General features: G+C 44.1%; 20 protein-coding genes and 1 pseudogene. 5 read left to right on the top strand and 16 right to left on the bottom strand.

Annotated elements, in window-relative coordinates; all coding sequences use genetic code 11:
• Positions 1-29: 29 nt before the first annotated feature.
• The 6 genes and pseudogenes from JMX63_RS10880 to JMX63_RS10905 all read right to left on the bottom strand — a co-directional run bounded on the left by JMX63_RS10880 (position 30) and on the right by JMX63_RS10905 (position 7,553).
• A complete protein-coding gene (locus JMX63_RS10880) occupies positions 30-755 on the bottom strand; it encodes a DUF3726 domain-containing protein (protein WP_179798438.1) in 726 nt (241 codons plus the stop codon).
• The gene (locus JMX63_RS10885) at positions 739-2,487 is read right to left on the bottom strand and encodes a hypothetical protein (RefSeq protein WP_201572332.1); all 1,749 of its coding nucleotides are present in this window, start codon (positions 2,485-2,487) and stop codon (positions 739-741) included. The genes JMX63_RS10880 and JMX63_RS10885 overlap by 17 nt, the downstream gene beginning before the upstream one ends.
• A gap of 162 nt (positions 2,488-2,649) precedes the next feature.
• Positions 2,650-4,336, bottom strand: a pseudogene (locus JMX63_RS10890) (BCCT family transporter).
• 196 nt (positions 4,337-4,532) lie between these two features.
• Positions 4,533-5,522 (bottom strand): membrane dipeptidase, encoded by a 990-nt coding sequence (locus JMX63_RS10895; RefSeq protein WP_201572333.1) that lies wholly within the window; start codon positions 5,520-5,522, stop codon positions 4,533-4,535.
• 106 nt (positions 5,523-5,628) lie between these two features.
• Positions 5,629-7,104 (bottom strand): aldehyde dehydrogenase family protein, encoded by a 1,476-nt coding sequence (locus JMX63_RS10900; protein WP_201572334.1) that lies wholly within the window; start codon positions 7,102-7,104, stop codon positions 5,629-5,631.
• A gap of 59 nt (positions 7,105-7,163) precedes the next feature.
• Positions 7,164-7,553: a RidA family protein gene (locus tag JMX63_RS10905; protein WP_201572335.1), complete on the bottom strand. Its 390-nt coding sequence runs from the start codon at positions 7,551-7,553 to the stop codon at positions 7,164-7,166.
• Positions 7,554-7,742: 189 nt separating this feature from the next.
• Between JMX63_RS10905 and JMX63_RS10910 the strand changes: the two genes are divergently transcribed.
• On the top strand, positions 7,743-8,633 hold the full coding sequence (locus JMX63_RS10910; protein WP_201572336.1) for a LysR family transcriptional regulator: 891 nt from the start codon (positions 7,743-7,745) through the stop codon (positions 8,631-8,633).
• 154 nt (positions 8,634-8,787) lie between these two features.
• Here the strand turns inward: JMX63_RS10910 and JMX63_RS10915 are convergent, their stop codons facing one another.
• On the bottom strand, positions 8,788-9,501 hold the full coding sequence (locus JMX63_RS10915) for a DarT1-associated NADAR antitoxin family protein (RefSeq protein ID WP_201572337.1): 714 nt from the start codon (positions 9,499-9,501) through the stop codon (positions 8,788-8,790).
• Between the two features lie 436 nt (positions 9,502-9,937).
• Between JMX63_RS10915 and JMX63_RS10920 the strand changes: the two genes are divergently transcribed.
• Positions 9,938-12,400: a heavy metal translocating P-type ATPase gene (locus tag JMX63_RS10920; RefSeq protein WP_201572339.1), complete on the top strand. Its 2,463-nt coding sequence runs from the start codon at positions 9,938-9,940 to the stop codon at positions 12,398-12,400.
• Positions 12,401-12,527: 127 nt separating this feature from the next.
• Positions 12,528-12,920 carry a Cu(I)-responsive transcriptional regulator gene (gene cueR / locus JMX63_RS10925; protein ID WP_201572340.1) on the top strand — a complete coding sequence of 131 codons (393 nt, stop codon included), beginning with the start codon at positions 12,528-12,530 and terminating at the stop codon, positions 12,918-12,920.
• A gap of 128 nt (positions 12,921-13,048) precedes the next feature.
• Here cueR and JMX63_RS10930 read toward each other — a convergent pair whose 3' ends face one another.
• The 8 genes from JMX63_RS10930 to JMX63_RS10965 form a co-directional block, all read right to left on the bottom strand.
• The gene (locus JMX63_RS10930) at positions 13,049-13,471 is read right to left on the bottom strand and encodes an acetyl-CoA carboxylase biotin carboxyl carrier protein (protein ID WP_201572341.1); all 423 of its coding nucleotides are present in this window, start codon (positions 13,469-13,471) and stop codon (positions 13,049-13,051) included.
• Between the two features lie 23 nt (positions 13,472-13,494).
• Complete coding sequence (locus JMX63_RS10935; RefSeq protein ID WP_201572342.1) at positions 13,495-14,682, bottom strand: NRAMP family divalent metal transporter; 1,188 nt, start codon at positions 14,680-14,682, stop codon at positions 13,495-13,497.
• Between the two features lie 54 nt (positions 14,683-14,736).
• Positions 14,737-15,474: a 5-oxoprolinase subunit PxpA gene (gene pxpA, locus JMX63_RS10940; protein WP_201572343.1), complete on the bottom strand. Its 738-nt coding sequence runs from the start codon at positions 15,472-15,474 to the stop codon at positions 14,737-14,739.
• Complete coding sequence (locus JMX63_RS10945; protein ID WP_201572344.1) at positions 15,464-16,387, bottom strand: 5-oxoprolinase subunit C family protein; 924 nt, start codon at positions 16,385-16,387, stop codon at positions 15,464-15,466. Before JMX63_RS10945 ends, pxpA begins: the two co-directional genes overlap by 11 nt.
• 52 nt (positions 16,388-16,439) lie before the next feature.
• On the bottom strand, positions 16,440-17,093 hold the full coding sequence (pxpB, locus tag JMX63_RS10950; RefSeq protein WP_201572345.1) for a 5-oxoprolinase subunit PxpB: 654 nt from the start codon (positions 17,091-17,093) through the stop codon (positions 16,440-16,442).
• Positions 17,094-17,174: 81 nt separating this feature from the next.
• Complete coding sequence (accC, locus tag JMX63_RS10955; RefSeq protein WP_201572346.1) at positions 17,175-18,521, bottom strand: acetyl-CoA carboxylase biotin carboxylase subunit; 1,347 nt, start codon at positions 18,519-18,521, stop codon at positions 17,175-17,177.
• A gap of 79 nt (positions 18,522-18,600) precedes the next feature.
• Positions 18,601-19,113, bottom strand: coding sequence for an acetyl-CoA carboxylase biotin carboxyl carrier protein (accB, locus tag JMX63_RS10960; RefSeq protein WP_102090636.1), 513 nt, complete (start codon positions 19,111-19,113; stop codon positions 18,601-18,603).
• Between the two features lie 181 nt (positions 19,114-19,294).
• The gene (locus JMX63_RS10965) at positions 19,295-20,086 is read right to left on the bottom strand and encodes a putative hydro-lyase (RefSeq protein WP_201572347.1); all 792 of its coding nucleotides are present in this window, start codon (positions 20,084-20,086) and stop codon (positions 19,295-19,297) included.
• A gap of 223 nt (positions 20,087-20,309) precedes the next feature.
• On the opposite strand from JMX63_RS10965, the gene JMX63_RS10970 reads away from it, so the two are divergent.
• Positions 20,310-21,083 carry an IclR family transcriptional regulator gene (locus tag JMX63_RS10970; protein ID WP_201572348.1) on the top strand — a complete coding sequence of 258 codons (774 nt, stop codon included), beginning with the start codon at positions 20,310-20,312 and terminating at the stop codon, positions 21,081-21,083.
• Positions 21,084-21,180: 97 nt separating this feature from the next.
• Here JMX63_RS10970 and JMX63_RS10975 read toward each other — a convergent pair whose 3' ends face one another.
• Complete coding sequence (locus JMX63_RS10975; protein ID WP_265089103.1) at positions 21,181-21,888, bottom strand: substrate binding domain-containing protein; 708 nt, start codon at positions 21,886-21,888, stop codon at positions 21,181-21,183.
• A gap of 91 nt (positions 21,889-21,979) precedes the next feature.
• On the opposite strand from JMX63_RS10975, the gene JMX63_RS10980 reads away from it, so the two are divergent.
• A partial coding sequence (locus JMX63_RS10980; RefSeq protein WP_201572349.1) for a transposase occupies positions 21,980-22,230 on the top strand: 251 nt, incomplete at its 3' end.

The following is a 22,230-nucleotide window of genomic DNA, read 5'->3' on the forward strand; positions in this document are numbered from 1 at the left end:
CATAATTAACGTAATTAACAGGTTTGGTTTTATACTCCACCCGCGCCGCGACTAGATGCTTCGCTATTTTCAACTAATATAGCTGCTGCTGTTTTTTTGAGTATCGCCCACTGTTCGTCATCGACATAGATACCCTCTTTCCATGCGCGCTGATGGGTTTCAAACAGCTCATCTGTCGATATTTTACGGTCGAAATGCTGGATATCATGTTCGATATCGAAGTTTTGAGTCGCAATCTCGATGACCATATCATTGGTATTGTAATTTGACTGTGCCTTGTCAAAAAAGTAAAGGTCAGGATAGACAAACCCTTGATTCAACGTAAATAACGTATGCTTGGGCACAGAGCCGTTATCCCATTTGGCCAAACAAGCATAGCCTTTGGCCGCCAGCCCTACCAGCTCACTATAGGCCAGCCAGCGATTATGACAGTTCTGCAAGTAAATATGAAAGTGTGCAGAAGCGCCCATTTTTTCAAGAGCGTAATCGATGATCGTCGGTAAGTGACACGCCAAGCTACTACCGTGCAAATCTAAACGCATCGCCTTAGCATCTTGATGGACGATATCAATTGGCGTATCGCTCTCGGTTAAAATATACGGACTGGCATTGTTAAAGTGTCTGACGCCATCCAAGCCTGCCATCTGTAATTCAGCAACCATCGTAGCGATTACATCAGCCTCCCCAACTTCTCGATGCATCCCAGTAAAGGCTTTATACACCATTGCTACGATTTCATTATGCGATACGATCATGAGTCAAACCTCCCTGCTCTGTCGACAAATCGGGTAATAGAGGAAACAGCCATTCATCACTATGCACTTCTGCAAATAAAGGTGCGCCTTGGAACAAGGTGATTCTGACCCAGCGATCTGATCTCGGATCAAACTTGGTCGCACCAAACATAGACAATTTACACCGTAACAGATGCATAGGTAACGCGTCTTTATGTAAGACATTCATCTGAATATCACCCAACTGTTTATGCCCCATTGTCCAAACACGGCGCGCAATTGAGCGGTACTTTGGTTGGTTTAAAATAAATTCAGATATCAATTGTTGAGCGTTGACTTGTTTGAGCGCGAAGTACAGCTTGTTTGCTTGCCTTGCGATGTCTAGTGCAAGCTCACGATCTGCGCCTACCTCTTGCCCACGCACACCTAGGCGTGGCTCTTCTTTATCCACCGAACGATACCAAAACCAATGACTATTATCAGGCTGGCTAAAATCAATATTGATCGCCCACTGATAGTGTCGCTCCAGTACATCAATCAAATCTTGAATCACCTTGCCCTTCGGTAACGACAAGCTTTCATCGGCATTTATTTTCTCTTGAAACGCATCAACACGCTCAGGATACAGCTCCATCAAGCAAGAAATGATGACCTCTTGGCTCTCAAGACTCAAATCATGGTGCGCTTGCAAGAACTCCGCCCACGTCACATAGTGATTGATAGTAGTCATCAAATTGTTTTGTAGTACCATTAATTCTGTGACGACCGTTTCATTGCGTTCTATTTGCTGCTCATTGATGGTGACAATCTCGCCAAAGTGCTGAATAGCACGTTTGATTAAACTGGCAAAATGCGCCGTTTCTTTGGGTTCAATCTGACAGGTTAATGTCGCTTGCAGTGCTTCCTCACGGGTGGTCAGCCATTGATCAACCACACAAGGGTGGTTAATCAAATACGGCGCCATACCCAAACCAGTGGCATTACCAATCCCCAAATAACGCTTAATCTTTGGATGCAGTGCAACCGCTTTACTACCGCCCTTTTTCTGCGCCAAATAATCGACCCAGTCTAAGCTAAACTCACGCAGCAAATACACGGCACACATCTGCGCGCGAAACGATTGGTCAAAGTCTTCACTATGGTCTAACGGTTTAAAATCATAAATACCAAATTTACCATTGCCATAGACCGCAGTGGTACGCAAGATATAACCCACTTGCGCTAACACATCTAAATCTGGTTGCTGACCGGCAGCGAGTGAGCTCACAATATGATCAAAGACTCGTACGCTCTTATTTGCGCGTGCCAGCACCATCAACATGTTAGAATTGCGACCTGCTTCTTGCAACGGCACATTGGCTTGTAAATTATCCAGTAACTCTCCGCTTATCTCGCCAAACACCAGACCAAATGTCACATCCCATTTTTGGGCAATGACTCTATCGTTACGCTCTTCATCAGCCAGCTCGTTGCAGAACACCACCAGATGATATAGATGCTCTGGCGTATGTAGACGATAGATAACTTTGCCATAACCGTGCTCATCTAAATCCCACAAATGAGTACTGAGCGTCCATTTTTCTTTATCAATCTTGCGTAGTAATGTACGCACAAAGCTAATACGGGTTTGATGCATCGCACCCAATCTTTGGGCATCCATAATCACATCACGAGTACGCAAACCTGTACCCAGTGAAGGCGGTTTGACATCGATACTTTTATTATTCACATTATTTGTATAAACCATATTCATAATTTCACTACCTTACCTAATATATCGAGCCAGCAGCTTCGGTAATACTCTTAATAATAATGTTTATCGGTAAATAAGAAATCAGTCGTGTAGATGAGGGCTGGTTGCTTATTTACCGTTTGGTGATCTAGAACATCACACAGTTTTTTATGTCATGCTTCTTTATAAGCTTTTTTCTGCAGAGATTTTGTTTTCTGTAGCAACTTTAGCGAGCTTCTCTTCGCTGATTTTGTGTCTTACCTCTACTTTGTTAGGACGATACAAGTCTTGCTCTCGCGCCATTTTTTGTGCGATTTGTGGTCCGTTCCATAACGACGGCAGCAACACAAAAGACACGGGCACCGCAGTAATGACGATAAAAGATTGCAACGCTGACACACCACCTGAGCCAAGCGAGATTAAAACAATCGCCGTCACACCCATCATGATGCCCCAAAAGGTACGAATCATAGCGTTTGGTTCACGCTCGCCACTGATGACCACGCTGATGGTATAAGTCATCGAATCGCCCGTGGTAACGATAAATACCGTGGTTAAAATTAAGAACAATATCGAGGTAATCAAAGGAAACGGCAGTTGCTGCGTGACGGCTAATAGCGCACCTGGCAAATTAAAACCCTCAAAGGCACTACTCACACTACCTGGATTGGCAATCTCAAAAGCCAGACCAGAGCCACCAACGACGGTGAACCAGAAGCAAGTCACGAGCGGCGCAATAATACAGACGGTGGTAATCAACTGGCGAATAGTACGGCCACGTGAAATGCGAGCGATAAATATCGCCATCATCGGGCCATAACCCAAGAACCAACCCCAAAAGAATACCGTCCACCAGCTCAGCCAACCTTCATCACCGCGGAACGTCGCCATTGGGACGAAGTTGTCAATCATCGTACCCACGCCTTGGATATAACCATTGACAATAAAATTGGTCGGACCAAAGAGTAAGATAAAGACCATCAGTGCAAACGCCAACATAACGTTAAAGCGGCTAAGTAGCTGCATACCGCGCGTCAGGCCACTGATCGCAGACAACGTATAGAGCGCGATAGCAAAGACAATGATAATAAGCTGGGTAGTGAAGGTATCAGGGATACCAAACAGGGTGTTCAGCGCATAACTGGTCTGCAAGCCTAAAAAACCAATGGGGCCGATAGTACCGGCAGCAACGGCAACGATACAGCAAGCATCGATGATTGCGCCTGTTTGACCCGTCAGCACACGCTCACCAAATACTGGATACAGTAACGTACGCGGGCAAGCCCTTGTCATAATGCAGGTGCATAATCACAATTGCAGTCAAACTGCCAACGATGGACCACGCCAAAAACCCCCAATGCATAAATGATTGGGATAATGCGTTAAAAGCGCGCTGTTGTAGATCGGCTGACTCACCGTATAAAGGAGGTGCTGACACGAAATGGGCAATGGGCTCAGCGGCAGCCCAAAAAACCCCGCCTCCGGCTAATAGTGTACAGAAAAGAATGGCCATCCATTTAAAACTGTCTATTTCAGGTACAGGTAAATTGCCTAAAATCACACGTCCTGTACGACCAGCACCGACGGCCAAAGCAATGACAAAGGTAGCTAGTAGCAATATCTGCCAAAAAGGCCCAAATATTTTGACGGACCACGAGAAGCCCACTTCGACTATTTTTGCTAAGCGCGCTTCTGCAAAAATCGCCATCAAAACAAAGGCTACAATGAATCCGCCACTGTACCAAAACGCGGGATTTTTGAGGCCTAATGTGTCGGTAGTAATAGCAGCGGCTTCGGACTCACTTATTCCTTGATTAACAGGAGTCGAGCGTCCTTGCTCACCTTGATTAAATCCCTTTAAATCGGCCATGATGTGGCTCCATATACTATGCTAACGTTGCGTTTTAGATCAGAGTGGTAGCAATGAGCGTGCGATAAAATGACCTCACTGTACATACCTATCTAATTTAAATTACCTACTTCAAACAGATATACGCTATAACACGACTGTCGTCTTATAGCGATTTCGAGCAACCATTGACTAAAATGACTCTTTAAATAGCTAGTTAAGCTAAAGGCTTTAAACCTTGCTCTAAAAAATCGAACCAGTTTTGACCGATGATTTTTCCAGTATCACTTTCGTTAAAGCCGTGCTTTAGCAGACCGTTATAGATGTTTTCCATACCGTCTTTGCCAGCGAACCATGACAAAGTATCTGGCCAACCTGAATTACTGGCATTGCCTTCGCCATAGTCCATCGCTTTTGACCAACGTCCATTACGCATCCACTCAAGTACAGCTTGTGGTTGATTAAGACACAAGTCACTGCCAATCGCTAAATGCTCCACACCATACTTATCAGCGCAATTGGCAATCATGGTACAGAAGTCATCGAGCGTACAGTCACTACCATTTGGCAAATGAAACGGGTATAAACTAAACCCTAACAATCCGCCTGCTTGAGTCAAGGCACTGATGACCGTATCCGATTTATTACGCAGCGCATCATGAGCCGTCGTTGGATTGGCATGGCTGATACATATCGGACGCGATGACACTTCTATCGCCTCAAGCGTTGAACGCTCAGCGCTGTGTGACATGTCAATAATCATACCGACACGATTCATTTCAGCGATGGCCTGCTGACCAAATCGAGTGATGCCACTGTCATTCTGCTCATAACAACCTGTCGCTAGTAAACTCTGGTTGTTATAAGTCAGTTGCATGATCAATAGACCTAGACGACGCATCACGCTAATCAAACCAATTTCATCGTCGATTGGTGAGCAGTTTTGCGCGCCAAAGAAGATGCCAACTTTACCTTGCTCTTTTGCTGTTTTAATATCAGCCACTGAGTACACGGGTAATATAAGATCTGAATTTTGCTCAAAGCGTGCATACCATTCGCTAAAGCGGGTCATGGTTTGGCGAGCGTCTTCGTGATAGACCAAGGTCGCGTGTACTGCATTGATACCACTGGCTTGTAGCATCTTAAAGTAGTCACGATCCCAATGGCTATACTGTAATCCATCAATGACGATATGGTCTTGGTACATATCAATTCCTTTTAATACTTTTATCGTTAGCCACTATCTTTAGCAAGTAAGTACCTTCTGGTACAGCATCATTCAGATAGCGACGAGTATTCTTGTGAAGACATCCCTAGTACGCTTTTTGATAAGCGGTCTTGACGATGGTATAGAACTCTTTGGCATATTGACCTTGCTCACGTGGGCCAAAGCTTGACTGTTTACGACCACCAAATGGCACGTGATAGTCAGTACCCGCAGTTGCTAGATTGACCATGACGCAGCCTGCTTGTACTTGCTCTTTGAACATCGCACTGTTGCGTAAGCTCTGGGTGATGATGCCGCCCGTCAGACCAAATCGCGTATCATTGGTCATCGCAATCGCTTCTTCTAGATTTTTGACACGCAAGACACACGCCAGCGGGGCAAACACTTCCTCTTGGTTGATATCCCAGCTGTTATCCGTCTCAGTAAATAACGTCGGCGACATATAATAACCGTCATGCGCCATCTCTAAACGCTCACCGCCAAACGCTAAATGAGCACCAGACTGCTTGGCTTTTTCGATCCAATCCATGTTTGATGCCAGCTGCTTGTCATCGACGACAGGGCCCATGAAGATGCCGCCTTCAAGCGCATGGCCAACTTTTAGGGTTTTCATTTTGGCAATCACACCATCTACAAACGCATCATGAATACCGTCCATCACGATAAGACGTGAAGAAGCCGTACATTTCTGACCCGAACCGCCGAACGCACCAGCCACTGCTGCATCGATAGCAACTTGCAAGTCGGCATCGTCAGCGATGACCAAAGCGTTTTTGCTGCCCATCTCAAGCTGACAACGGATAAAGTTTGGTGCAGTCGCAGCAGCGACTTTGCGACCTGTTGGTACAGAGCCGGTAAAGCTAACAGCATCAATATCTGTAGAGTTGATGAGCGCATCACCGACTGACGAGCCGCCACCCAATAGCAGGTTAAACGTACCTTCTGGCAGACCTTGGCGATGAATAATTTCAGCCAACGCGACCGCGCTGGCAGGCGTTAAATTGGCAGGCTTCCAAATGACACTATTGCCAAACGCTAATGCCGGCGCGATCTTCCACACAGCAGTGGCAGTTGGAAAGTTCCAAGGTGAGATAATGGCAACCACACCGACTGCTTCGCGGGTGACTTCGACCTTGACACCAGGGCGCACTGAATCAGCCATATCACCGATTTGGCGCAATACTTCCGCTGCATAGTAATGAAAGAACTGACCTGCGCGGTAAATCTCGCCGCGACCTTCGGCAAACGGCTTACCTTCTTCAAGAGACAACAGCGTACCTAGCTCATCACAGCGAGCAATCATTTCATCGCCAATCGCTTGTAGGATAGACTGCTTTTTTTCTAAAGGAGTCGCTTCCCACTTTGGCTGAGCGTGACGGGCCGCCGCAATGGCATCTTTGACTTGATCGCTACTCGCTTGCGCAAATTCACCGATAGTGTCAGTGATATCAGATGGGTTGATATTGGCAACGGTATTTACGCCTGCCTGCCATTCACCATTGATGTAAAGTGATTTGGTTGGGTCTTGTTGCAATATCTGTTGGGCGGTGTGGGCTGACATAAGTGCTTCCTTGATAAAGTATTAAATATTTTATTTATTGACTAGAGTACATTTAGAGTTTAGGGCACAGCGGCATATACGACCAGCTCAACCAGCATCTCTTTACGAGCCAGTCCAGCTATTACCAGTGCTGCCCGATTTGGATAAGGTGCTTCAAAATATTCGGCATAAACTTGATTGACAGTTTTTAGATAGTCGCGGTCGGTTACGTAGATCATTACTTGTAGAACTGCATCCATGCCAACATTGGCACATTCTAGCGTGTGCTTAAGATTGTCTAGCGTTTGGCGAGTTTGCGCTTCAATACCGCCTGCAACCACATCACCATTTTCATCGATAGGAATTTGGGCAGTGTATAAGGTCCCATTATTAGTGATGGCCCACTCCAAAGGTGCTTTAGACGCATAAAGCGAGGTTTTAACGGCCTGTTTGTTTGAGTGAGTCATCATATTGTCATGTCCTTTGATAAGTGGTTTCAGCAGTAAGTGATTTGAAATTTATTTAATCACTGCCAATTGCTACATGACTTATCCTACTCAATTAGCAACGATAAATCTAACTAATTAAATTTGGATTTTGATAGATTTAATCTATCATTTAAGATAGATTATTAAAGAATAGTTTTGGATGGTCTGAATATGAAGTTACAGCAATTGCGTCATTTCTTATTTGTCGTGGAAGAAGGAGGGTTTCGTGCGGCGGCTGATCGTGCCAATCGCTCGCAAGCTGCTTTATCAGCCTCAATAAAGGAGTTAGAAAAGACTTTAGGACAGCGATTATTTGAAGTGGGAAACAAAGCCCTACTAACGCCTTTCGGCGAAACCTGCTTACCAAAGATTGAGCAGTTTCTTAGCGTTTATCAAGCGCTAGAAGATGACTTAAAAGCCTCTGCGTCCGGCGAAAAAGGTAAAATTAGGATTGCAAGCGTACCGTCGCTAGTGACTAAATTGTTACCTAGCGTATTGGTTGAATACTCAAAAAAATATCCTGATATTGAGATTGTACTGATAGATGATAATTCTGTCGGTGTGGCCAATCGATTGTTAGCCGGAGAAATTGATTTGGCACTAGGCAATTGCATCAGTATTGATCAAACAAATATAGATTTTACTTTACTCATATCAGACCCAATTGGCGTGGTCTGTCTGAAAAGTAATGAGCTAAACAACCAGTTAAATCAAACGCAGGGGCTAACATGGCAGCAACTCATGGCGCAGCCGTTTATTTATAATGGCACTTGCAGATTGCTCGAGAACACGCCAGCCGAAGCGCTCAATCGCAGGGCGAGGTACACGGTAGAAAACATCACATCGCTGTTTTCTTTATTGCGCAATAATCTAGGTATCACTACTTTACCCAAGCTTGCCTTCCCTGCGAATGAGCCGGAACTCGTTTGGATAGATTTAGTTGACCCTTCTTTAAACCGGCAAATCGGTATCTTTAAACTTGCTGATAAATCTATCTCTCCCCCAGCTCAAGCATTTTATGATCTCTGTATCGCCTATGTCCAAGAGAACTATTGGCTATAATGCTTAAGTGTGGTTACTAGGGCGTGTCTTCAATTCACTTGATAGTCATCTAAATGGGCTAATAGCTTTAAACATAGAGACATAAAAAAGCTACGACACATCATGTATCGTAGCTTTTGGTTTAAGCAAACTTAAGCGAGCGCTGACTTAACTATCAGATCCAACCTTCTTCTAACAGGTGCTCAGTATTGCTGATTTTAAAATTATTGCATAAGTCATAGAATGCCATTGGGTCTTCAACATTATCGAGCAACTCTCGTTTATGCAGTGCCACAAACAGCGCCAACGCATACGCTGCACTATGGATAGATTTTTTAGGATTAAAGGTAATATCAGTAAACCCTTGATATTGAATCACTTCTTCATGCAGCTGAGGGTCTTGCTTGAGCGCATTCACGTACAGCCAGTCATAAAATGTCGTTAACGGCTCTACGCCCCATTCCATACCAAAGTAGTTGTAGCCAATGAGCTCGCCCGAGGTCATCAATCGCTCATCCTTTCTCGCTTGTCTTGGCGCTACTGTTAGCAAATCTGTATAAGGACCACCATCTTCAAAAACCATACTGGCTTGAAAAGCATTTTCGACACTATATGGATTGCCATCATGCTCATCCGTAATCTGTAAGCTGAACGGGCTTAACGGAAAACTTAGCTTATTGCCAGACTTGCTAGAGAGCTCGAGTACTTGCTTAAATCCATACTTTTTGCGAATGACTTGTTGTAGGTCATTGATGGATTTTTTCTTTTGTTTGGTCGCAAATCCCACATGTCGCTCAAACATAACCATATCCGTTTTTACCAAATTGTCACTGTTGACTTTGGGCATGAATACGGGTCTTTGTTCTATCGTATTTGGTACTTCTTCCATAGTGATGTGCCTTAATATCAATGGTCTTGTATAAATGTTTTATGTTAACGGTGCTGATATCACCTGCTATTGACGACGTACTCTGTCATTACTAGCAGCGTTTATTATTATTGGTGTTTTATTCGCTAGCAGCCAAATACAGTGAATTGATCTAGAGCTATCTAGAGTTATCGAACCCTATCAGCGCTCGCTGGGCAGTTTATCTTATTATCAGCCATTTATCCTGCCCTATTTTAGAATTAATACCGCCACACCTTCAACAATAAACCATAATTGAGCTATTTTGTATTCAACGATAAATATGAGACGCTACTATAAATGGTATTGAAAATATTTAAAGAAACTCGCTTGACCTTACCATGATGTCAACCTATATGCTGTCACTATAGATTTGAAAATAAAATTAAAAATATAGTTAAAAACGACAGAGGTTGTTATGAAAACAGAAAATACTAAAGCCCCTACTTACCAAGAAGTGCTGAGCATTGAAGGCATGAGTTGCGCCTCGTGTGTTGGGCGTATCGAAAAACAATTAAAAAGTATTGAACACGTTGAAAACGCCGAGGTAAATCTTGCCACTGAACAGGCGACTGTTTACTCATCGCAGCCTTTAGATGTCGCCCAATTAAACAAAGCAGTAGAGCGTGCAGGCTATAAGGTGACTGACATCAAGCCTATCGAGCTATCAATAGAAGGCATGAGCTGTGCCTCTTGCGTTGGACGAGTAGAAAAATCCTTGGCCAAAGTCGCTGGCGTGCAACAAGCCACAGTAAACCTTGCGACTGAGCGTGCTTTGATTAAAGGCGATGCGCAAATACAAACGAGTGAATTGATTGAGGCCGTTAAAAAAGCGGGCTACGAGGCGAAACTGGTAGAAAAAGACCAAGGTGGTCGACAAGATAAGAAAGCCTCAGAGCAAAATCAGCTTAAACGAGATTTAGGGCTTTCTGCGCTGTTGTCACTGCCCGTATTCATTCTAGCAATGGGCTCGCATATGATTCCCGCCTTTCATATGTGGGTAGTGAATAACCTCGGCACTCAGCAAAGTTGGCTGATACAGTTTGTTTTGACCACACTGGTACTACTCTTTCCAGGCCGACGCTTTTATCAAAAAGGCGTGCCAGCCTTATTGCGTTTTGCGCCAGATATGAACTCGCTAGTGGCGATTGGTACTATCGCAGCGTATGGCTTTTCCCTCATAGCGACCTTTATCCCGCAAGCGTTACCTGAAGGCACGGTGCATGTCTATTACGAAGCCGCTGCCATGATTGTGAGCTTGATATTATTAGGTCGTTATTTTGAAGCAAAAGCCAAAGGGCGTACTTCTGGGGCCATTCAGCATTTAGTAGGCATGCAGGCAAAGACGGCCCGTGTACAGCAAGATGGCAAAGTCAGTGAAGTCCCTGTAGAAGACGTCACTGCACAAATGATCGTTGAGATTCGTCCAGGCGAGCGTGTACCTATCGATGGCGAAGTCGTTGACGGCCATAGTTATATTGACGAATCTATGATTACTGGTGAACCTGTCCCTGTGAAAAAACAAGCCGGCGATCAAGTGGTCGGCGGTACTATCAATCAAAACGGTACCGTGAATATTCGAGCAACGGCCATTGGTGAAGATTCTGTATTAGCGCAAATCATTCGTATGGTAGAACAAGCCCAAGGCTCTAAATTACCGATTCAAGCATTGGTGGATAAAGTCACCATGTGGTTTGTACCAGCGGTGATGTTTTTATCAGCATTAACCTTTATAGTTTGGTTGATTTTTGGCCCTGACCCTGCTTTAACCTTTGGTTTAATCAATGCGGTTGCCGTGCTCATTGTAGCCTGCCCTTGTGCAATGGGATTGGCCACTCCCACCTCTATTATGGTCGGTACGGGTCGTGGTGCAGAATTGGGTGTGCTATTCCGTAAAGGCGAAGCGCTACAAATGCTTCAGGATGTGAGCGTGGTTGCCGTTGATAAAACAGGCACATTGACTGAAGGCAAACCTACCTTAACAGATTTCCAAGTCCAACAAGGGTTTGAGAAAGAACAAGTCTTACGTGTGGTGGCATCGGTTGAAGCAAAGTCTGAGCATCCCATTGCCTTAGCCATTGTACAAGCAGCAGAACAACAGAGTATTCAACTGCTGCCTATCACTGATTTTGAGGCGATGACAGGTTTGGGTATTCAAGCAAACGTGGCAGGCCAAGTGATCCACATTGGCGCAGATCGTTATATGCAACAATTAGGGCTTGATGTTGCGCCTTTTGAACAAGATGCGCTACGTTTGGGGCAAGAAGGTAAAACCCCACTCTATGTATCGATTGACCAGCAGTTGGCTGCTATCATCGCCGTTGCCGATCCTATTAAAGAGACGACTCATGCCGCCATCGCCGCACTACATCAGTTAGGCTTAAAAGTGGCCATGATTACAGGTGATAATCGCCATACCGCCCAAGCGATTGCCGCAAAATTAAATATTGATCAGGTAGTAGCAGAAGTATTACCCGAAGGCAAGGTAGATGCAATACGCCAGTTGCAAGAACAATATGGCCGAGTGGCATTTGTCGGTGACGGTATCAATGATGCCCCTGCATTGGCTCAATCCGATGTTGGATTGGCCATTGGTACAGGCACAGACGTAGCGATTGAGGCGGCTGAAGTGGTGCTAATGTCAGGTAGTCTGCAAGGTGTGCCTACTGCAATTGCCTTGAGTAAAGCCACCATCAGTAATATCAGACAAAATCTGGCTTGGGCATTTATTTATAATGTCGCTTTGATTCCGATTGCCGCAGGTGTCTTGTATCCAGCATTTGGTATCCTGCTCTCACCCATTTTTGCGGCAGGCGCAATGGCGCTGTCTTCCGTTTTCGTATTGGGTAATGCGTTACGCCTCAAGTACTTTAAAGTATAGTCAGCGAACTACTAAACCGCTACAGAGTGAATGTAGAATCGTAAAGGTTATCCATATAGGGTTTAAATACACAGGTTATTTAAACCCTTTTGTTATTTAAGTCCCTTTTTAAGTTAGGAGGATAAATATGAATATTGGTCAAGCATCAAAGCAATCAGGTATCTCTACCAAAATGATTCGCTACTATGAGCAGATTGGCTTGCTAGAAACAGTAAATCGCTCGAACTCAGGTTATCGCCTGTATTCTAAAGACGATCTTGACGACTTATGCTTTTTAAGACATTCTCGTGACTTGGGGTTCTCATCCAAGCAAATGAAGGAGTTACTGTATTTGCGCAAAAATGCTAATCGTCAGAGTGCAGATGTCAAACAACTGACACAAGAGCATATCGAAACGTTAAACCAAAAAATCGCCCAATTGCAGGAGATGGTCAATTCGCTACAGAATTCTTTTGATCATTGTGCAGGCGATGATAATGCAGACTGCGCTATTCTGGATGATCTTGGGCAGAGTAAATAGCTTATATTAGATGCACGAAATACATGATGAGTCTAATACAAATACTCAGCACATAAAAAACCCTTTAAGCGACAGATGACGCTTAAAGGGTTTATATTTTGTCTTAACCAAAACTACGTTAACTGTCTTTAACTACGGGCTAACTCAAAAATAGGCTGTCCGTACTCAACGTTCTGGCCACTTTCAACCAAGACAGCCATGATCACACCCTCTTTATTACTAATCACTGGCTGCAAACGGGTCAACTCATCAATGAAGCAAACGGTTTGACCTTTTTGAATGTGGTCGCCTTCTTTGACCAAGTTGTCTGTTGCATCGTCTTCACTTAAATAGATCTGCCCCACATAAGTGGCACCTACTTGCAAGACATCACTACCAGTCTGTTCAGGCTCATGAGTAGGCTTGGCCTCTATAGGATTAGCGCTAACATTATTCTGCGCACCTAGATTGTTAACCACCGTAATAGATTGCCCATTGTCGGCAATCGTGACTTCGTGCAGCTGACTGCTTTCAACCAGTTTGACCACACGTGTTATTTGCTCTATATCCATAATACATTCCTTATCTTAATTTTTTAACTCATGCCCAGATATTTAGCAATGGTCATAACACTTAGGATACTCATCACGATGGCGATTAACCAACCAAATGCCGCAATCCAAATCGGATGCTTATAATTGCCAACGATATTTTTTCTGTAGGCGGCAATCAGGATAATAACCATAGCGATAGGCAATACCAAACCATTTAACGTACCAACCAATACCAATACTTGAGCCGGTTTACCGATAGTGGCAAACACCAACGTTGAGATAACGATAAAACCAATAATGAAGTAGCGTTTATAAGTCTCAATGAACGGATGAAAGTTGGTCATAAAAGACACAGAGGTATAAGCAGCACCAATCACTGAGGTCACAGACGCCGCCCAAATCACCATACCAAAAATAACTTTACCCGCATTTCCTAAAATATACTGAAACGGCGACATGGCTGGGTTGGCAGGATCCAATGCAAAGCCTTGAGACACCACGCCTAATACGGCAAGGAATAAAAATACGCGAATAACAGAGGCAATCAAAATACCTGAGACTGAGCTTCTGGTCACTGATTTTAAATTCTCTTCTCCGCTGACGCCTGCTTCCAATAAGCGATGCGCACCTGAGAAAGTAATATAACCGCCAACCGTACCGCCAACTAGCGTCACGATAGCCACTGCATCAATCTTGTCAGGCATGATCGTTTTGCTGACGGCTTCTGCTAATGGTGGATCAGACTTAAAGACCACATAAATGACCAATACAATCAGGATAAAGCCCATTAACTGAGCGAATTTATCCATCATAGGCCCCGTTTCTCGGCCTAAAAATATGGCGACGGCAATCACACCACTGATCAGGGCGCCTGTGATGGGCGACATATTAAACATGGACTGCATGCCAAGTCCAGCACCGCCAATATTACCAATATTAAAAGCCAGACCACCCGCAATAATTAAGAAAGCGAGCAAGTAACCAACACCAGGGAACACCAAGTTGGCGATTTCCTGTGCACGTTTTTTGGAGACTGCGACTACACGCCAAACGTTAAGCTGGACGCCAATATCCATAACAATAGAGATTAAGATAACAAAGCCGAAACTTGCCATTAGGCTTTCGGTAAATGTGGCCGTTTGGGTCAAAAACCCTGGCCCTACTGCTGATGTGGCCATCAAGAAGGCCGCGCCTAAAATGGCGGTATTATGTTTTTTTATGGTGCTCATAAACATCCTTGTTCTATAGGGGATTATTTAATCAAATGATTAGGAAACGGATATTTAGTGGGCAGAGATAGTGATACCTTTGAGCTCTAGTTGTTTCTTTATTTCTTGCGCAAATAAAATAGCGTGTTCGCCATCCCCATGTAGGCAGATACTTTGCGCCTCTACGGGTACGGTTTGACCGCAGACACTGGTGATAGTCCCTTCAGTGACCATTTGTAATACATGTTTAACGGCCTCGTCTGTGTCGGTGATTAAGGCATTGTCTTTAGTGCGGGAGACCAATGAGCCGTCTTTTTCATAGTTCCTATCAGCAAACACTTCTGATATCGAGGCTAAACCCTGTTTTTTGGCTGCTTTAACCAGATAACCACCCGACAGACCCATGACTTTTAGATTTGGATCAAATCGTTTGATTTCACTGACCAAAATGTCTGATAAATCTTCATCAATGGCCGCTTGGTTGTACAACGCACCATGCGGTTTTACGTAGTCTAATGACACACCAACCAAGTCACAAAGCGCTTTGGTTGCGCCCAATTGATATACCAATAAAGCACGATAATCGGCTTCACTTAACAGCTGATGAATACGGCCAAAGTTTTCTCTATCGTTTAGACCAGGATGCGCGCCTACGCTCACATTGTTTTCTTTTGCCAATTGCAACGTGGCTAGCATCTCGCTGTAAGAACCAGCATGAAGACCGCAGCAGACATTCGCTGAGCTGACTATCGTCAATAACTTATCGTCTTGCCCGCAGCCTTCCGCCACATCAGCATTTAAATCAATTTTCATTGGCATACTCCTTTATTTGATCGATGTAATGTTGTCTTTTCTGTTGTTCACGCAGCGCCTGCTCTAACGACACAATGACGAACTGACAGGCTTTGCCAAATCTAATCTGTGCCATCAGACCTATGTCTGCTTGAATCACGGTTGCGATTTTAGGATAGCCACCCGTCGTTTGCCCGTCTGCCATTAGGACAATCGGTTGTCCTTGTGGTGGCACCTGAATCATCCCAATATCAACGCCATGTGAGCTCATTTCTACTGGCTTACTAAACTCAAGCGCTGTAGCTCCCTCCAAACGGTAACCCATACGGTTGCTACTGCTTTGTAGTTTCCATGGCTGGGTCTCAAATGCTTGTTTAGACGACTCAGTGAAGCAATCATACTCACTGCTTTTTATCACTCGGATAACCTCGGTTGGGGCAAGACGGGCTACCCCAATCACAGGCAGACTTGATTCAGTCTTTACTGCCAAGCTGTCATCGGCTTTTAAATATCTGCCTTCAAATCCGCCAAATCCTGCTTTGAGATTGGTGCTGACTGACTGCAACACTGGCTCAATATCAAAGCCGCCATGCACACATAAATAGGTATACATGCCTTGTAGCGGGCGCAAAAGTTTGAGCGTTTGCCCAGCTGTTGCATTGATACGCCAATAACAAGGAACGCGCTTGTCGTCTAGATAGGCCTCGTATAAAGCGCCTGTTAAGCAAAAGCTGACGCTTTCTTCAAACTGTATGGTTAGCTCACCGAGCGCTATTTCAATAGCGGGTTCGTTGGCTTCGTTTTTCATCAAAGCATTGCCGGCTTGTAGCGCCCAGCTGTCCATCACGCCATTTCTACCCACGCCCATGCTTCGGTAACCCAGTCGTCCCGAATCTTGAATACTGGCAACGGCACTTGCGGTTAAAACTTTCATTGATACCACCTGTTTATTTGTCTTTTTGATTCATGCATCTTTTATTTATCGCTTATTGATGAATATCAATCGCTTTAAATGTCAAAGTATCGCCTGCGTTAAGTAACGTCGGAGAGGTCTTGGTTAAATCAAATAAAGCAGTATCCGTCTGGCCGAGTAGCTGCCAACCGCCTGGAGAATCAAAAGGATAAACCCCTGTCTGCTCACCGCCAATACCCACTGAGCCTGCGGGCACTTGGGTTCTAGGTACGGCATGTCTTGGGAAGTATAAGGACTCAGACAAGCCGCCAAGATAAGGAAATCCTGGCTGAAAACCGATAAAGTAAACGGTATAAGTGGCTTTGGTATGTAGATCGACAACGGCTTCAACTGAGAGATTTAGGTCATTCGCCATGGCCGCTAGATCGGGGCCATACTTACCGCCGTAATGCACTGGTATCTCGACGTGCTTACCTTGGATGGTTTTTGAAGGGATATCATTGAGCAGGTCTGAAAGCTTATCTTTGAAAGTATTCAGCTCAGCCCAAGTTAATGGCACGATGAATACACTGAGCGTATTCATGCCAATCACCACTTCGATGACTTCTGGCATATTCTGGATGCTGTCTGATAAAGCCCAGCATTTTTGTTGTTTTTCTAAGGTGGTTGGTTTAGGAAAAAACAACACTAGATTGGTTTCGCTGCATATTTGCCATTGTAGTTCCATCAGCACGCACTCCATTATCTGTTATCTTAATTCTGACACTAATGCCAGATTTGGTTTTCACTTTTGCGGGCAAGAACTGATTTATATATTGTCTTGTATCCACTCTTCTAGATAATGAATGCTCATTTGACCTTCACAAAACACCTCATCTTCAAACAGTCGTTGATGCAGCCCAATATTGGTATCAATGCCCGTAATTTGCGCTTCCGATAAGGCCGCACGCATTTTTTCTATCGCTTTTTCTCTTGAACGGTCTTGTACACATATCTTGGCAATCAAACTGTCATAGGATGGTGGTACGGTGTAGTTCGACTCAGCATGACTATCCACTCTGATACCAAACCCTGCTGGCATGTGGCAGTAGTCTATGCGCCCCGCATTTGGCAAAAATGTCTGCGCGTTTTCGGCATTGATACGGCACTCAAAAGCGTGTCCGGTAATGGCGATATCACTTTGCTTGTATGCCAATGGAAGCCCTGCAGCTACTCTTATTTGCTCTTGTACAATATCGACGCCCGTCACCATCTCAGTGATGGTGTGCTCCACTTGCACACGGGTATTCATCTCGATAAAGAAGAACTCGCCGTTTTCATATAAAAACTCAAACGTGCCTGCGCCTCTATACTGCATTTGCTCACAAGCTGTGACACAGGCTTGACCGATTTTCTGACGCTGCTCTTCGGTGATACCGGGTGCTGGCGCTTCTTCAATGACTTTTTGATGACGACGCTGCATAGAGCAATCACGCTCGCCTAAATATATAGCATTGCCGTGAGTATCAGACATGACTTGCACTTCGATATGACGAGGTGCTTGTAAGTATTTTTCAAGATAAACAATAGCGCTACCAAAATTGGCTTTGGCTTCTGTTTGCGTCATAGAAATCGCAGAGAGTAAGTCAGCTTCTTTTTCGACCACGCGCATCCCACGACCACCACCACCACTTGCCGCCTTGATAATGACTGGATAACCGACCTCACTGGCAATCTTGATAACTTGCTCTGAATCAGCAGGCAATGCGCCATCAGAACCAGGCACACAGGGCACGCCAGCCATTGTCATTTGTTTTTTGGCTTCAACTTTGTCGCCCATGTTTCTGATATTGTCAGCCGTTGGACCAATAAACGTGAGACCTGAATCTTCAATCAAGGCCGCAAAGTCTGCGTTTTCAGACAAAAAGCCATAGCCTGGATGGATGGCTTGCGCGTTGGTAAGCTTTGCAGCAGACACAATCGCTCGTTGGTTAAGATAACTGTGCGTGGCATTGGCAGGCCCGATGCATACTGCTTCATCGGCTAGGCGCACGGGTAACGAGTCTTTGTCTGATTCAGAATGGGCAATGACGGACTTAATACCCAGCTGTTTGCAAGCTCGGATAATACGTAGAGCAATCTCGCCGCGATTGGCAATTAAGATTTTTGTGAACATGTTTATTCCCTTAAAAATATAGTGTCAAATACAGTGTTTGTGCAGCGTCTATACAATATTGAGCGGCTATTGAGTGGCTTTAACTGTTTGGCTCTATAACAAATAAGGGCTGGGCGTACTCTACAACATCACCTTCATCGACCAAAATCTCTTTAAGCGTACACGCAGTTTCTGCTTTGACCTCGTACATCATTTTCATGGCTTCAATGATGCATAGTGTCTGCCCTACTTGCACCTTATCTCCTACCTGAAAAAACACTTCTGCTGTCGGCTCAGAGCGAAGATAAAACGTACCTAGCATAGGCGCTATTACTTGGGATTTCTCCATCTCTGTAGTCACAGTTTCATCACTACGATCACTGCCTACATTGGTATTATTATCCGTACTGTTTTGAGTGGTTTCGGTTTGAGGCTCTGAATGAGAGGCCCTTGGGTTGGGAGTATGAGCGATATGATTGCCGCTACTTTGGTTGTCGTCAGATTGGCAAACGATAGAAATACGTGCATCACCGTCAGTGACTTCTAAAGATTTTATATCGGCGCATTCTGCAAGTTTGATCAGTTTTTCAAGATCCGTGAAATTGATATTCATATGATTGGCTATTCCGTTAGAGTGAAAGTAAATAATTATTTTTTATAAAAAATTCGTACCTAGTGATGTATGTAGAGTGTGATTGTTGAATGTTATGTGACAATTTATTGATTGGCTTATTAAAATAGTAGTTTGAAATTAATTATTTTTATGCGTTTAAAAGCACTTTTGTCATCAGAAATTATAGAACTGCCAAGTCTTCATCTCTTGGGTCGCAGATAAACATATGTCCTGGTGAATGCGTTATCATCAGCTCTGGCTTACTAGTCATAGCGATACTTTGCGGCGTCACACCGCAAGCCCAAAATACAGGGACTTCGCCTTCTTTTATGATGGATGCATCACCAAAATCAGGCGCATGAATGTCGGTTATACCGATGACACTAGGGTCTCCGATATGAATAGGCGCGCCGTGAACTTGCGGAAATCGAGAGGTGGCTTGGACGGCTCTGGTGATTAATGGATAAGGTATTGGCCGCATGCTAACCACCATTTTCCCATGGAATTGTCCTGCAGGCTCAGTCTCTACGTTTGTGATATACATTGGCACATTGTGATTGTCTTCGATATGTCTGATAGGAATAGACGCATTTAGCATGGCAGACTCAAAGGAAAAACTGCATCCTAAAAGAAAGCAGACCAAATCCTCTCTCCAGTAATCTTTTAGATCTGACACCTCAGCCACTAATTCGCCAAATTTGTATATCCGATACTTTGGGACATCAGATCTCAAGTCTGCGCCTTTTGCCATGAGACGTGGCTCTGCGCTACCGACATCTGTTACATCTAAAATAGGACAAGACTTTGGGTTTCTTTGTGCAAACAATAAAAAATCATAGGCTAAATTTTTGGGCACTATGACTAGGTTTGCTTGTATATGACCTTTACACATGCCAGAAGTCGGCTTGTTAAGTTCATTGTTACTGATTAACGCTCTGACCTCTGTCGGCGTCATATTTGCTAAATCTAACATGATTACAACCTCTTACGCTTTATTATTTTTAGCAGATAAAAGTTTATTATTTGTTTTATATTGGTATGGCTATTTATAACTTTATTTCATATACCGAGAACTATGATTATCGTTATGTAACTTATCAGAACAACTTCGATATGACAAGATATGAATACAGAAATATGTGATGAATATGATGAGTGATCTTCTTAAACGCACAGTTAAGGATGCAAATTGAAATATGAATAATGTCAAAAAAAAGGGCTCAAGCGTCGAGCGAGTTTTGCAAATCGTAGAAGTATTGGCCAAATCTGCTAAGCCTATGGGCGTTATTGACTTAGCAGAAACATTGGACATCCCTGTACCTAGTATGTACCGATTGTTAAATCAGCTACAACCGCTTCAATTTGTCCAATTGGATTTGCATGGAAAAGTAACCTGCGGAAAAAGAACGCATGACTTAGCTTTAGACCTGTGGAAAAACAGTCCTTTTAAAGCAGAAAGGTTGGCGATATTACAACAGCTTTCAGCCAAAATTGGTGAGTCGGTAGGGATTGCGGTGCTGCAAGACTTAGAAGTGGTGTATATCGATCGTGTGATATCTGACTGGCCTGTCCAAATACAGTTACCTACCGGAACCAATATACCTATCTGGGCCTGTGCCAGTGGCAAATTATTGTTGACGCAGTTGGCAGATAATAAGTGCGAGCGTATTGTAGAAAAACTATCGTTACAGGCGCTCACGACCCATACTCAGACTGACAAAAAACAACTCATGACGTCCATTGCTGAAGTGCGTAAGACACAGATAGGGACAGATAATGAAGAGTTTATTCCTGGTATGGTCGCCTGTGCTGTCCCGATTCCGAATGGTGACCAGCCTGCATTTGCTACGGTATTTACTCATAGTCCTACTGTCAGAAAATCTTTGGATGAGCTACTGAGCTATGTGCCTGTCATGCAAGAGGCAGCCAACGAGCTATCTGTTATTTTCCATCAGGAATATAATGAGTAGCCTGTCATAATATCCTATGACGATTGTATCTTAAGCCTCTTAGGTGTTGATACGAATATGAATGTAATGAGGTTGTAGATAGCACACTTCCCTTACATCAACGCTCACTCCCTACTTTTATTTTCTCAACCAAAAAATCGACAGCAGCTTTTACCTTAGGCACTAGATAGCGCTGCTTTTGATACAGCAGATATACGGCCATATCAGCGTGCTGCGTGATTGCTAATGGATGCTCAAATTTAATCTCTTGCAATGCGCCTGACTCAAGATATGAGGATAGTGCCCACCGAGTGGACATCAAAACCCCTTCACCATCACAAGCTTTTTTGGCTAGCCATGGTCCATTGTTTGAAATTGCCACTGCAGGTCCTGAGACATCATGCCACTGATCGTCGACATAGCAGAGCCAAGGCGTTGGCCCGTTTGGCGCTTTAAAATACAGGCCTTTATGTTCCTTTAATTCCATCACATGACTAGGTACACCATGCATCTCTAAATAACTGGGCGACGCAACCGGTATAAACCCATTATCCATGAGCCTAATGGCAAGCACTCGCTCATTTGGCGCATAACCACCGCGAATCGCAATATCGACATCGTCACGTCCTAATGCTGATAGCTCATCACTGAGACTGACATCTAGCACAATCTCTGGATACAACTCACCAAACTCATCTAGCAGTGGTAGCAGTATCTTTTCACCAAAACCCACCATAGAGCTGATACGTAACCGTCCCATTGGCGTCGTTTGATAACTGCGTACTGTTTCTTTGCTTTGCTCGAGCTGATCCAATACTTGCTGCATATCGTCGTAATAGACCTGTCCTACTTTGAGCTATGCTGAAAAAACTGTAGAACCAAACTTGGTAAACTAACGACTCAATGAGGAGTTTATCATGACTAAGAAAATCAGAACCTATAGTGCAGCATTCAAAGCTGAAGCCGTTAAAAAGATAGCAGATAATAAGGGCAATGTTTCAGCGACTGCAAAGCAGCTTGGCATCGCCATGCAGACATTATCTAACTGGCAAAACAAAGCTGATAAAGGCCAGCTTATTGGTACTAAAGAATATGATCCTGAGCTCATGGCTATACTAGAAGAGAATAAACGTCTTAAACGTGATCTCAAAGTTGCTCAGGAAGAGAG

It is taken from the genome of Psychrobacter nivimaris, assembly GCF_904846365.1.
GTDB lineage: Bacteria > Pseudomonadota > Gammaproteobacteria > Pseudomonadales > Moraxellaceae > Psychrobacter > Psychrobacter nivimaris_B.